The sequence below is a fragment of the Neobacillus drentensis genome (genome assembly GCF_036965425.1).
Taxonomy (GTDB): domain Bacteria; phylum Bacillota; class Bacilli; order Bacillales; family Cytobacillaceae; genus Neobacillus; species Neobacillus drentensis_F.
The window spans coordinates 82,880-95,874 of the sequence record NZ_JBALPP010000048.1 but is presented as its reverse complement, the minus strand read 5'-3'; the positions used below and the strand labels follow the sequence as shown (position 1 = coordinate 95,874).

Below are 12,995 nucleotides of genomic sequence, written 5' to 3'. Positions count from 1 at the left end.
CTATATTGTCATTGTTTACTTCATTTTTTTGGCTAATCTTGAGATAAAATGTTACTAACGAATCCAAAATTGACATTTATATAAAAAATATGATAGAAGGTGAAATCCTATGTTAGCACAAATGAAACCAACCCATTCTATAGAAATAAAGGAATTACTTAAACTTGCAGACCGGAGATTCAAGAGTGAGAGGGATAGTTTTTTATTTCAAGAAGGTATGGTGGCGGAAGAACTTTACGTAATTATTTCTGGAAAGATTCAAATCAGTAAAATAACTTCTGACGGACGTGAGCTATCTTTAAGAATTTGCGGAGAAAATGATATTTGTGGTGAATTGACTCTTTTTACCGATAGTCCAAAGTATTTATTGAGTGCTAAGGTTCTTGAAGAAGGGGAAATTGCCGCAATTAAAAAGGATGTAATCGAAAGTGAAATTTTCCAAAACAGTAAGCTCGCCTTTGAATTTATGAAATGGATGAGTGACCATTTTCGAAAAACACAGACAAAATTTCGCGACCTTGTCCTTAATGGTAAACGCGGAGCACTTTTTTCAACATTAATTCGAATGACTAATAGCTATGGAGTTGAAAAAGGCAATGGAATTTTAATTGACTTGCCTTTAACTAATCAAGAACTTGCCAATTTCTGCGGCACTTCCCGTGAAAGCACAAACCGAATTCTTAGTGATTTAAAGAAAGAAAATATCATTTCTGTAAAAAAAGGAAAAATAACTATCTTTGATTTACAATATTTAAAGGATGAAATTGGCTGCGAAAACTGTTCAACTGTTTATTGCAATATCGAGTAGGATGGGAGATTTCTCCCATCCCTTTTTATTGGACTTTATTGTTCCAGTTTTTCCCTTAATGCTTGTGGAATGTAAACACAGAATGGTTCACTTTCAAGGTAATCGCCTGTCATGGCAAAGGCTCTTGATCTTGAGCCACCGCAAACATGCCGAAATTCGCAAACCCCACATTTCCCCTTAAACTCATCGGGATTTCTTAAGGATTTGAAAATAGGTGATTCTCGGTAAATTTCCGCTAAAGGCTGCTTACGAACATTTCCTGCTTTTACCGGAAGAAGACCACTAGGATATACATCTCCAATATGAGAAATGAACACAAAACCGTTACCATCATTTACTCCCTTTGGTGCTCGTCCGAGTCCATCAATCGAACCTGTTAATCCCTGTTCCGTTAAAGCACTTAAATAATTAATTTTTGCTGTCTGTTCCTTTGCTTCACGCATTTTTTGCTGAATAACAACGCGGCGATAATGCTGGGCAGCAGTTGTTTTAATATCAAAGGAAACTCGTTTGCTTAGATCATATAGCCATCTAAATACTTTTTCATGTTCTACAGGTGAAATCATATCGGATTCCTGTCCTCTTCCCGTCGGAACTAGGAAAAAGACACTCCATAATACGCAGCCTAAATCCTCCACCATTTTGGCCATTTCATCAAGGTAGTTAATATTGTACCTAGAAATTACCGTATTAATCTGAATCGGGATTTCAAGCTCGTGTAAGTATTTTATTCTTTCCATTGTTAAATCAAACGATCCTGCAGTTCCGCGGAAATGGTCATGGACTTCTGCAGTCGGTCCATCAATACTGAAAGCCCAGCGCGAAAGACCAACCTCTTTTGCCTTTTCAATTGCTTCTTTTGTCACATTCGGTGTAGCACTTGGAGTCATGGAAACACGAACTCCTTTTCCTACAGCGTATTTAGCAATATCAAAGACGTCTTCTCGCATCAAAGGGTCCCCGCCAGTAAATACAAGCATTGGATTATTCATTTTATATATTTGATCAATAAGGTTTTTGCCTTCTTCAAACGATAATTCACGCGGGTCACGTCTGTACTGTGCTTCTGCGCGGCAATGAAGGCATTTTAATTGACAGGCACGTGTAAGCTCCCAAATAACAATAAAAGGATCTTTATTAAAATCTCGGCTATAAGCCATATGAAACGCCTCCTAATAACAACTATTTCAAATCAAATAGCCTGTATTACTTTGTATTATAAAGGTGTTTATAGGGCAAAAAAGTGAACTATCTCACAACCTGGCCATTATGTATGTCTTTTTTGTGAAAGTGCAAAAAAAACAGCAGAACTCTCTCTGCTGTTTTTTAAGATAATTTATCTTATTCCAAGAGCAATTTTTGCATAACGTGACATCATCTCTTTGTTCCATGGCGGATTCCAGACAATATTAACGTCAACATCTTTAATTTCAGGGATATCCGTTAATGCTCGTTTCACTTGGTCAACGATGGTGCCTGCAAGCGGGCAGCCCATAGTAGTAAGAGTCATTGTAACGGTTAGTTTCCCTTCTTCATCCATTTCAAGATTATAAACTAATCCTAAATTAACAATATCCACACCTAACTCAGGGTCTATTACTAATTCCAAAGCTCCCATTATATTTTCTTTTAAATCTTCATTCATATTTTCTTCACTCCTATTTATTTTTGTATTTATTATAACAAAAGCTAATTTTAAACCACATTTCCTTTGCTTTTCATCTTTCTTACTAAGTATAAAGTTTTTTTAACCCTTTTAATGTGAATTTTTTTACACTTTAGATATAAAATTGTTAACATAGAAACTATAGAAATAAAAATTTCCATAGCCGTAGTGTATCATGGAAATAAAATATTTCCTAAATAAAAGGAGTCCATATGGCAGAAAAACATTTAATCGCATTAGATTTGGATGGGACATTATTAAAGGATGATAAAACAATATCTGAAAAAACAAAGGATACTCTAAAAAAGGCGAGAGATGAAGGTCATATCGTGATGATCGCTACAGGCAGACCGTATCGTTCCAGCGAAATGTATTATCGGGAGCTCGAGCTAGATACACCCATAGTAAATTTTAATGGCGCATTTATGCATCATCCACGAAATCCAAAATGGGGCTTTTACCATGAACCGTTGGATGTCAAAGTGGCGAAGGAAATTGTTGAAGCCTGCAGAAGCTTTCATTTTCATAATATAATCGCTGAAGTAATAGATGATGTATACTTCCATTACCATGATGAAAAGCTAATCGATATTTTTAACTTTGGAAATCCTAAAATCACAACAGGAGATTTAGCTAATTATTTACAGGATTCCCCTACTAGTTTGCTGATTCATACTGAAGAAGATCAATTAAAAACGATACGTGACCATTTATCAGCAGTACATGCTGAAGTTGTTGATCATCGAAGCTGGGCAGCACCATGGCACGTTATTGAAATCATTAAGGTAGGCTTAAATAAAGCTGTTGGTTTGAAAAAGGCAGCCGATTACTTTGATATACCTTCAGAACGAATTATTGCTTTTGGTGATGAAGATAATGACCTTGAAATGCTTGAATACGCTGGTCACGGGATTGCGATGGGTAATGCAATTGATAAAGTAAAGAATATTGCCAATGATGTTACACTTACAAATGAAGAAGATGGCGTTGCACAATATTTGGCAAATTTGTTAAATTTAAAAGTTTGATCGTAATTCACCATTGTTTACCTAAATGAACGAATCTTGATTGGTGCATACTATTTTATGAAGCAGCAATGCTGTTTCAATTTGAGCTATGAGCATATTGGAGGGATTCGAATGGGTAAACGAAACAAATCAAAACGCTTTGTCCAGCAAGGAAAGGATACCGTCAGCAAGCATGCCGAACGTATTCCTTATCACATGACCTACGCTGAAGCGGAAGCTCAGAAAATGGCCAATGTGCACGAATCCTCGCTTGGAGGAATATAAAATGGGAAACCAATTGTTCCAAGAAGCACGAAGATTTGTTGAAATGGCGAAGTCTGCCAGCCCTGCTGATGTTGACTCTGCTGTCGCCAAAGCAAAGAATGCCTTGAGTTCAGCATTTGCTAATTCGACTAGAGCAGAGCAAGCACAGCTCCAACAAATGCAACAAGAGCTTGAACAGATTACTTAAATTAAAATAAGAAAAGCGGAAGCTTCCATTCGGAACTTCCGCTTTTCTTATTGTATAACTTCTAAAACTATTGGGTATAGGCTAATATTATTTCCATTTTTATCTCGCTCATAAAGATTCAACATCAAAGAACCAGAAGCCGGATGTTTATCTATTGGAAGTTGAATGGGAAGCTTAAACTTCTCCCACTCTTCCTTCCCGTCTAAAACAACCTCTTTTTCCTTTATATACTCCCTATGGCCATCCTCTACCGAATAAAATAGCCTTCTGTTTGTTGGTCTAACTTCTCCTGTAACAACATAGTCCCCTTTGGTGCCTGACACCTTTACAAACCTAAATGCAGGGTTTTCTTCAGGAACCTTTAGCTTTTGACTATGGTATAGCTTTGCCCGATTTTTAATGGGTTCATCATTTAGACTTATTGGCTTGAGCGAGGCATTAACCGTATAAACACCTGAAGGTACCCTTTTACCCTTGAATTGATAATTCCATTTCTCATACCTTTTTACCGATTGATGCGGCTCTACAACAATAGTTTGAAACGCTTGAAGGAAATATCTTCCTTTTGAATAAACATACACTTCCGCCCCTTCTTGGTCGGTAATGGTTATTTCAATCATTTGCGAGGTAGGAAATTCAAAATGGAGCGGCAAGTCTCCTTCGTTTTTGATGACTATTTCAAATATCACCTTTTCAGGATCTGCTACTGGTATGAGATAAAACGAATAATTGAAATCATTCACCCCGTTCGCATTGGTATTCATTGCTATTGAAAAGAAAAGCAGGACTACACATAAAAGAGTTCGCATGTTGGTCTCCTTTTTCCTTTATTCTCTTCTAAAAAATCCATATACTCCAGTTGTCTGAATGATATTTGTGAAAGCATTGGGATCAACTTCTTTTATAATTCTCTCTAAATCAAACAGCTCATAGCGGGTAATAACGATCATCATGATTTCACGAGTTTCATTCGTAAAGGCTCCTTTACCCTGAATCATGGTAATACCCCTTACAAGTTTGGCATGAATCGCTTTTTTCATCTCTTCTGCTTTTTTTGTAATGATAAAAGCCGTAAGCTTTGCATGTCGGGTATGGATAGCGTCCACTACCCTTGTTGAGGTGTATAAGAAGACAAGGGTATAAAGGGCTTTTTCGGCACCATAAAGGAATCCCGCCGTGACAATGATAATACTATTTAACACAAACATATACGGACCAATTGGCTTGTCCTTTAATCTTGATAATACCATTGCAATGATATCTAGGCCTCCGGTGGAAGCTCCCCATTTTAATGTTATACCAACCCCTGCCGCTACAATGACACCGCCAAAAACAGCATTTAACAATATATCGTGCGATACTTGTTTAACTGGTATTATCTCTAAAAATAAAGATGAAAGCGCAACACTAAGAAAGCTATAAACAGTAAATGACCTACCCACTTTCATCCATCCAAGAATGGCAACTGGAATATTCAGTAACAATAGTAAAAATCCCATTGAAACGTGAATAGGTGTATGGTCACTTAATACCTTTGAAAGTAATTGAGCAATACCAGCCACCCCACTGGAGTATATATTTGCAGGGATAAGAAATAAATTCATTCCTAATGCATTTAGGAATGCCCCTGCAACGACAATGATGATTTTTTGAGTTTGGAGCCAAAGCAAGAAAACGCCCTCCTTTATTTTTTATACATGACAATTTGATAATTGTATTTTTAAGGTGAAACCTATAAACTGAAACTAAATATAATAGCTTGAAAGCAGGTGAGCTTCATGCAGGTGAAAATACTGGCTGACAGCGCATGCGATTTACCACTAAGTTTCTACGAAGATAATAATGTCACATTAATTCCCTTGAAGGTCCACATTAATGATGAAGAATTTGAAGATGTAAAAACAATTGACCCCAAAACAGTTTATGATGCCATTCGAGGAGGATCAGTTCCCAAAACCTCACAAGCTTCTCCCCTAACGTTTGAGGAGATTTTCACACAAATGGCCGAAAATAATGAAGATGGAATTTACATAGCCTTTTCTTCCGAATTGTCAGGAACATATTCCACTGCTGTTATGATTCTTGACCAAGTGAAGGAAAAATATCCAAATTTTAATTTAACGATAGTCGATACGAAGTGTGCCTCGCTTGGACAAGGATTAATTGTCAAGGAAGCAACAAGACTAGCTGCTGAAAATGCAGCAAAGGAAAACATTTTAAAAGAAGTTCAGTTTAGAAGTCAGCATATGGAGCATCTCTTTACGGTTGAAGATTTGGACTATTTGGCAAAAGGCGGACGAGTCTCTAAAGCATCTGCCTTTCTCGGCGGATTGCTGAATATCAAGCCTATACTAAATGTAGAAGATGGAAAACTTGTTCCGATTGAAAAATTACGGGGAAAGAAAAAAGTATTTCGACGTTTAATTGAGCTTATGGAAGATCGCGGTTCAAATATGCAGGAACAAATTATCGGGATCAGTCATGCTGATAATGAGGAAACTGCCTTAGAAATAAAATCAATGATAGAGGAAGCGTTCCATCCAAAAGCAGTTTACATTTCTTCAATTGGATCAGCCATTGGCGCTCATACAGGTGCAGGTACCATCGCCATATTCTTTTTAAACGAACATCCATAAAAAAACAGAGCAGATTCGCTCTGTTTTTTATTTGTGATCTGTCGTTTTCGAGTATTGATTTTTCCCTGCCTGACGATTTTTTTCGCGCATCATATTTTTTTCATGGCGAAGTGCATTATTATCTTTTGCTTTTTTATCATTATCTGATGTATGCGGCATCTTTTTCTTACCCCTTTCAAATTACTTCACTTGTAGTTTCTGTTAATTTGAAAAAGATATGTAATCGACTTATTATTCTTTCTTGACGTATGTCCAGCTGCCTTCCTGATATACCCTGCCATCTTTCATTAACTTTCCCAGTGCCCGTTTGAATGCACCCTTGCTTAATTGAAAACGTTCTTGTATATCTTCCGGCATACTTTTATCGTTGTATGGCATCGCACCATTTCTGCTCATCAAGTATTCATAAATCCTTTCCGCATCTAAGTCCTGCGATTCTTCTTTTCTGGCAAGCAAGGAAACGTTAATCGTTCCGTCTTCCTTAATATCGATGATTCGCCCTTCTACTTTTTCACCTAAACGCGGCTCCTGCTTTCGCTGCGACTCATGAATAAATCCTTTGAAGCCTTCCAAAGTGTAAACCCAGCTTCCAACTTTCGCTGTCCGGTAAATGTGCCCCTGAATATTTTTGTTAAAATCTTTTCTCGTTGCTTTTGCTGAAATAGATTGTATAACCTGATCACTTGCAAGCTTTGCATACAAAAGGTAATTTCGTGTAACTCTTAAGGTGATATAGACTAAATCTCCTTCCTTTGGCCATACAGATCTATATGTCGGGAGATCATCTCTTCCCAACAGGATATCCTTTTGCAGACCAATGTTAAGGAAGACGCCAAGATCAGGGGTAACATCTGTTACCTTGACCCATGCATATTTTCCAACAGCGATTTCCGGAATGTTTGTTGAAGCAGTTATTCGACCTGCTGCGTCAACGTAAAGAAAAACCTCAACTTGGTCCCCTTCATTTAATTCTTGATGCGCTTCATTATTATGTAATAACACATCTTCAGTTCCATCAGTTAAAAAATAACCAAATGCAGCTTGTCTAGCTACGGATAATGTTGTTGTTTGACCAATTAGTTCATATAAAGACATATATTACTCCCCTTTTCTTTTTGGAGCTTTATTTAAGTTGTAATAGCCTGCTATATTTTACTATAATGTACCCATAAAGGGAAACTTTAGCAGGGAAATATTTGTGCATATAGGTTAAAAAAATGGAGGTATTGTTATGTCTAAAGACAGCTCATTTGATATTGTATCCAAAGTTGATTTTTCCGAAGTTACCAATGCCATTACGCAAACGATGAAGGAAATTAGCACCCGCTACGATTTTAAAGGCAGCAAGAGTGAAGTTTCGCTCGACAAAGAAGAACTTGTCCTTGTTTCCGATGATGAGTATAAAATGGACCAGTTGAAAGATGTTTTACTAGGAAAATTAATCAAAAGAGGTGTTCCAGTAAGAAACCTGGATTATGGGAAAATCGAAAAAGCCTCAGGCGGTACAGTTCGTCAAAGAGCCAAGCTAGTTCAAGGCATTGACAAGGAAAATGCGAAAAAGATTAATACCATTATTAAAAACAGCGGGGTTAAGGTAAAAAGTCAGGTTCAAGATGACCAAGTGCGGGTTAGCGGCAAAAGCCGTGACGATTTGCAAAAAATAATTTCCTTGGTTCGCGAAGCCGATCTTACTGTAGATGTTCAATTTATTAATTACCGTTAAAATCATGGCGAAAGGATTTTTATCCTGACGCCTTTTTTTATTGTATTCAACATTAGATTTACACGAAAACTAACAGGTGAAATGATCACTTGGAGGTATTTACTCATGAGCAACCAGCAAAATCAGCAAAAATTCATCTTCCCGCCTCAGCATCAAAATCATCAGCCGGGTATTGAAAGCGAAATGAATCCACTGCCTGTATCGATTGACCCCAACTATAAGCCAGGCGGGAAGCTAGCAGGAAAATCAGCGATAATTACCGGCGGTGACAGCGGCATTGGGAAATCAGTAGCCATATATTTTGCCAAAGAAGGCGCTGATATAGCAATTGTTTACTTAGAAGAGCATGGAGATGCTGAGGAAACAAAGAAGTTAATTGAAGCAGAGGGTCGACGCTGCCTCCTATATGCAGGTGATATCGGAAATGAGGATTATTGTAAGGATATCGTTCATAAAATTATTTCTGAATTTGGTAAGCTGGACATTCTCGTTAATAATGCAGCTGAGCAGCATCCGCAAAAAAGCTTGCTAAATATTACTTCTGCACAATTAGAAAATACGTTCCGGACCAATATTTTTTCTTACTTTTACATGACAAAAATGACTTTGCCTTATTTAAAGAATGGGGCATCGATTATCAATACCGCTTCCATCACTGCCTACGAGGGGAATGAACAATTACTCGATTACTCTGCTACTAAAGGTGCCATTGTTACCTTTACGCGCTCACTGGCAAAATCGCTTGCACCTCAAGGAATCCGTGTAAACGGGGTTGCACCCGGACCAATCTGGACGCCGCTTATCCCCTCCACATTTCCTGCCGATCAGGTTGCAACCTTTGGTTCGACGACGACTATGGGAAGACCAGGGCAGCCTTGCGAACTTGCACCCAGCTATGTTTTCCTGGCATCAGACGACTCTTCCTATGTAAGCGGTCAAATGATACACGTGAACGGTGGAACCATTGTAAATGGGTAAGAAAAAACGCATCGGGAGAACAGCCCCCGATGCGTTTTTAATTCGTTCTTCTTTTTCTTCTCTTAAGAATTAAAATAAGAAATAAGAACACCAATAAATAAACGACAATTAACGATGCTATATGTGGAATATTGAGTCCGCTTTTCTTTGTCAAGACATATATTTCTGATTCATCGCGATCGATAATTAGATTATATTGATTATTATGGCTTCGAACAAGGTCTCCTCCAAGTAAGCCGCGCAGCTCTTTCCCACCTTCAAGCTGATTTTTTGTCAGCGTAACCTTTTGGGATTTTCGTGTATTATTGATTGCAATAATAGAGGTTTCACCTTGGTAGACACGCATATAAACAGTCATCCCATCCTGGTTATAGAGCATCTCCATAGTTCCTCTTGTTAATGATGGCAGAGTATTTCTTAATTCACCCAGCTTTGTAATATAGTCGATTAGCTCCTTTTCCGCTCTAAAACTCATTTGCCTGCGATTGTCCGGAATTTCTCCTCCATTTAATGCAATTTCAGTTCCATAATACACATTCGGAATTCCTGGAGTCGTATAGAGATAGGTCAAAGCTGTTTTCCAGCGTGAGCCAGGGAACTGCCTCTGGTCCACAATGTCACTCGTAAATCTGACTGTGTATTCATTATCAAAAAATGTTCCATTTTGAAAAGCTGATTGACTGTTTTCAGTATTAGATGAGACTGAATGTAAGGATTGATTGGTATTCGCAAAGGATTTCCGTAAAGACTCACTTTGATTATAATCAAACAAGCTATCGATACCAGCACTTTGAAATTTATTTAAATCAAGTGAAGTACTTTCTGCCGGAATTCCTTGTAGGAAGAAGTCCTTTTTATCTTTTTTAACCTCTTTCGAAAAGTCCTTCCAAAAACTTAATGGAACATGATTTACTTCAGGCAGACCAAAACCATCCACTTCTGTCTTTTTCATCCACCATTTAGCTGCGTCAATTAAATATTTTTTTACTTCCGGATTATCTTGATTTAGGTCGGGCAACCCATTTACCCATCCGTTTTCAATTTGCTCCCGATTATTCCAATCGGCTATCTCCTGTTTTGGATGAAACCAATTGCTTTTGCTGGGATCCTTCACCAACGGATTAGTAGCTGCTACATTGTTTGTAACAAAATCAAGAATCACTTTGATTTTTCTTTGATGTGCTTCTTTTACAAGCTTTTGAAAGGTTTCGAGCGTTCCAAAATGCTCGTCCACTTTATAAAAATCATTTACCCAATAGCCATGGTATCCATTCTTGGCATTGGCAAAAATGGGGGTTAGACGAATGGCGGTAAAACCCATATCCTGTATGTAATCCAATTTATCAATTATCCCTTGAATATCACCGCCATTAAAAGTTAACGGATCTTTTGTATTTGTATCTATATCATTGCTTGTGTCACCATCATTAAAGCGGTCGACCATGATTGAATATACCGTTTCATCCTGCCATAAACGTTTTTCTTTTTGTACCTTAGCGCTAACTGGAATGGATGAAATTAACAATATTGCAATTAAAATGAGTGTAATCCGTTTCATTATAATATCCTCCTCATAAAAAAAGCGGGGGATTGGGCCCCCACCCTACACTTATTTTAATCCAACCATTGCCTTATTCCAAATTTAAACTAACAATTTATTCTTCTAATTTACTATGTTGATATTATAATCTTTAAACCATGTGTGAAGCTGTACAAGATAAGCCAATAATTGCGGTCCTGTCATCAACTGGCCAAACCATGGCTCTTGAAAGGATTTCCCTCCTGAATCAACAATTGCCTCAAGTTTCTCTTTATTAAAGAATTCATGTAAGGCTGAGGATTTATCCTGAAGAACATTTTTTAAGATTTTCTGGACCGCCATTGTATACTGTGGATTATGTGTTTTGGGATAAGGACTTTTTTTCCGGTAAAGAACTTCCTCTGGAAGGATTCCTTCAAATGCCTTCCGTAACAGTCCTTTTTCTCTTCCACGATACATCTTCATCTCCCACGGGATATTCCAAACATATTCGACCACCCGGTGGTCTGCAAATGGGACTCTGACTTCAAGACTTGCGCCCATACTCATTCGGTCTTTCCGGTCGAGCAGGGTGGTCATAAACCAGGTCATATTTATATAGAATAATTCACGGCGTTTGGCTTCTTCTAAGCTTTCTCCTTCTAATTTTGGAGTTTCCGCAATTGCCTTTTGATATTGTTCCAAGCAATAATCCTGTAATTGTAATTTTTCTTTCCAATGAGGCTTTAATAAATTTTCCCGCTCTGACACTGACCGCATCCACGGGAATCCTGGACGCTCCAAGTCCTGTTTGCGATGGAACCATGGGTACCCTCCAAAAATTTCATCAGCACATTCCCCGGATAGACTTACAACAAAATCCTTTTTTATTTCCTTACAAAACCAAAGCAGTGAGGAATCAATATCTGCCATCCCTGGTAAGTCTCTTACATGAACCGCTTCGATTAAATCACTAACTAATTGCTGCTGAGAAATGACCTTGTTACGGTGCTTGGTGTGAAAATTGTCTGTCATCATTTTAATATATTTGCCGTCCGCATCTGGCTGAAACTCATTCGATGAAAAATATTGGTCATTTCCTTCATAGTCAATCGAATAAGTATGAAGTTTCCCTTTATTTTGATCTGCGAAGCCTTTTGCAGCAATGGCAGTGATAATACTTGAATCCAGACCACCTGATAAAAAGGTACATAACGGTACATCGGAAACTAGCTGCCTGGTCACTGCATCACTTACTAAAAAACGGACCTTTTCAGCCGTTTCCTCTATACTATCCTGATGTTTTTCGCTTTTTACATTCCAATAGCGCCAAATCTTTAATCCCTCTTTAGAAAAAGTTAATGCATGTGCAGGCCTAAGCTCCTGAACTCCTTTAAACACACCTGACCCAGGTGATCTTGATGGACCTGCTCCAAATATCTCAGCCAGACCTTCTTGGGTTACTTCGGTTTTCATTTCCGGGTGTACTAGGATTGCCTTCATTTCCGATGCAAATAAAAGCCCTTTATGATGTTCCGCGAAAAATAGCGGTTTTACCCCTAGTCTGTCTCGTCCAATAAAGAGTTTTTCGTTGTTGCTATCCCAGATTGCAAAGGCATAGATCCCATTTAAGTAATTTACGCATTCTTCCGCCCATTCTATATAGGCAGTTAACAGAACTTCTGTATCAGAATGACCTTTAAAGGAATATCCTTTAGTAAGGAGAATTTTGCGGATATCTTCAGTGTTATATAATTCCCCATTATAGCAAATGGTGAATTTTGCGTTTTCCTTTTGTTTGGACATGGGCTGCCTGCCCCCTTCAGGGTCGACAACAATAAGACGCTTGTGCCCAAAGCCTACATGTGTCTCAGTCCAGATGTTCGTTTCATCAGGGCCTCTCTTTGCCAGGGTTTTGGTCATTTTTTCAATTATATTTGATTCGTTTCTTACGTCCATATCATAATTAATCCATCCAGTGATTCCACACATGTACGTATCTCCTTTCAGTAAATCGAACTGACTGTACATCCAATTTATGGTTTATTGTATTCAGCCCATTATTTTTGGTTATTTGTCCATTATCAGAATCGCAAATTTTGGTATACCAAAAGGGTTTATATATTAATACTTAATTAAAAGGCTCTGTTAAACTTGGTTGTTGATTTGCGCTCCAGGCACTTCGC

Annotated in this window: 15 protein-coding genes; 7 read left to right on the top strand and 8 right to left on the bottom strand. The window is 38.0% G+C overall.

What is annotated here, in order from left to right:
* The first annotated feature begins 109 nt into the window (after positions 1–109).
* Positions 110–808 carry a Crp/Fnr family transcriptional regulator gene (locus V7161_RS13835; RefSeq protein WP_335445737.1) on the top strand — a complete coding sequence of 233 codons (699 nt, stop codon included), beginning with the start codon at positions 110–112 and terminating at the stop codon, positions 806–808.
* A gap of 35 nt (positions 809–843) precedes the next feature.
* Here V7161_RS13835 and V7161_RS13830 read toward each other — a convergent pair whose 3' ends face one another.
* Both V7161_RS13830 and V7161_RS13825 read right to left on the bottom strand, forming a co-directional pair.
* Positions 844–1,968 carry a TIGR04053 family radical SAM/SPASM domain-containing protein gene (locus V7161_RS13830; RefSeq protein WP_335445735.1) on the bottom strand — a complete coding sequence of 375 codons (1,125 nt, stop codon included), beginning with the start codon at positions 1,966–1,968 and terminating at the stop codon, positions 844–846.
* 176 nt (positions 1,969–2,144) lie between these two features.
* Positions 2,145–2,453: a metal-sulfur cluster assembly factor gene (locus V7161_RS13825; protein WP_335445733.1), complete on the bottom strand. Its 309-nt coding sequence runs from the start codon at positions 2,451–2,453 to the stop codon at positions 2,145–2,147.
* 233 nt (positions 2,454–2,686) lie between these two features.
* Here V7161_RS13825 and V7161_RS13820 point away from each other — a divergent pair, with 233 nt between their 5' ends.
* The 3 genes from V7161_RS13820 (at position 2,687) to V7161_RS13810 (ending at position 3,953) form a co-directional block, all read left to right on the top strand.
* On the top strand, positions 2,687–3,502 hold the full coding sequence (locus tag V7161_RS13820; RefSeq protein WP_335445732.1) for a Cof-type HAD-IIB family hydrolase: 816 nt from the start codon (positions 2,687–2,689) through the stop codon (positions 3,500–3,502).
* Between the two features lie 111 nt (positions 3,503–3,613).
* Positions 3,614–3,766, top strand: coding sequence for a hypothetical protein (locus V7161_RS13815; protein ID WP_223592861.1), 153 nt, complete (start codon positions 3,614–3,616; stop codon positions 3,764–3,766).
* A gap of 1 nt (position 3,767) precedes the next feature.
* Complete coding sequence (locus V7161_RS13810; RefSeq protein WP_289982802.1) at positions 3,768–3,953, top strand: DUF3813 domain-containing protein; 186 nt, start codon at positions 3,768–3,770, stop codon at positions 3,951–3,953.
* A 47-nt stretch (positions 3,954–4,000) separates the two neighbouring features.
* Here the strand turns inward: V7161_RS13810 and V7161_RS13805 are convergent, their stop codons facing one another.
* Complete coding sequence (locus V7161_RS13805; protein ID WP_335445730.1) at positions 4,001–4,762, bottom strand: BsuPI-related putative proteinase inhibitor; 762 nt, start codon at positions 4,760–4,762, stop codon at positions 4,001–4,003.
* An 18-nt stretch (positions 4,763–4,780) separates the two neighbouring features.
* On the bottom strand, positions 4,781–5,623 hold the full coding sequence (locus tag V7161_RS13800; protein ID WP_335445728.1) for a YitT family protein: 843 nt from the start codon (positions 5,621–5,623) through the stop codon (positions 4,781–4,783).
* A gap of 108 nt (positions 5,624–5,731) precedes the next feature.
* Between V7161_RS13800 and V7161_RS13795 the strand changes: the two genes are divergently transcribed.
* On the top strand, positions 5,732–6,589 hold the full coding sequence (locus V7161_RS13795; RefSeq protein ID WP_335445727.1) for a DegV family protein: 858 nt from the start codon (positions 5,732–5,734) through the stop codon (positions 6,587–6,589).
* A 27-nt stretch (positions 6,590–6,616) separates the two neighbouring features.
* On the opposite strand, the gene V7161_RS13790 is transcribed toward V7161_RS13795, so the two are convergent.
* Entirely contained in the window at positions 6,617–6,748 is a 132-nt protein-coding gene (locus V7161_RS13790) for a DUF3941 domain-containing protein (protein WP_223592870.1), read from the bottom strand.
* A 72-nt stretch (positions 6,749–6,820) separates the two neighbouring features.
* Positions 6,821–7,684, bottom strand: coding sequence for a CvfB family protein (locus V7161_RS13785; RefSeq protein ID WP_335445726.1), 864 nt, complete (start codon positions 7,682–7,684; stop codon positions 6,821–6,823).
* Between the two features lie 136 nt (positions 7,685–7,820).
* Here V7161_RS13785 and V7161_RS13780 point away from each other — a divergent pair, with 136 nt between their 5' ends.
* Both V7161_RS13780 and V7161_RS13775 read left to right on the top strand, forming a co-directional pair.
* Positions 7,821–8,312: a YajQ family cyclic di-GMP-binding protein gene (locus V7161_RS13780; protein ID WP_223592873.1), complete on the top strand. Its 492-nt coding sequence runs from the start codon at positions 7,821–7,823 to the stop codon at positions 8,310–8,312.
* 105 nt (positions 8,313–8,417) lie between these two features.
* Positions 8,418–9,290 carry an SDR family oxidoreductase gene (locus tag V7161_RS13775; RefSeq protein WP_335445724.1) on the top strand — a complete coding sequence of 291 codons (873 nt, stop codon included), beginning with the start codon at positions 8,418–8,420 and terminating at the stop codon, positions 9,288–9,290.
* A 37-nt stretch (positions 9,291–9,327) separates the two neighbouring features.
* Here V7161_RS13775 and V7161_RS13770 read toward each other — a convergent pair whose 3' ends face one another.
* Together V7161_RS13770 and asnB are read right to left on the bottom strand one after the other, a co-directional pair.
* Positions 9,328–10,848 (bottom strand): alpha-amylase family glycosyl hydrolase, encoded by a 1,521-nt coding sequence (locus tag V7161_RS13770; protein WP_335445722.1) that lies wholly within the window; start codon positions 10,846–10,848, stop codon positions 9,328–9,330.
* Between the two features lie 105 nt (positions 10,849–10,953).
* Positions 10,954–12,801: an asparagine synthase (glutamine-hydrolyzing) gene (gene asnB / locus V7161_RS13765; protein ID WP_335445720.1), complete on the bottom strand. Its 1,848-nt coding sequence runs from the start codon at positions 12,799–12,801 to the stop codon at positions 10,954–10,956.
* Between the last annotated feature and the right edge of the window lie 194 nt (positions 12,802–12,995).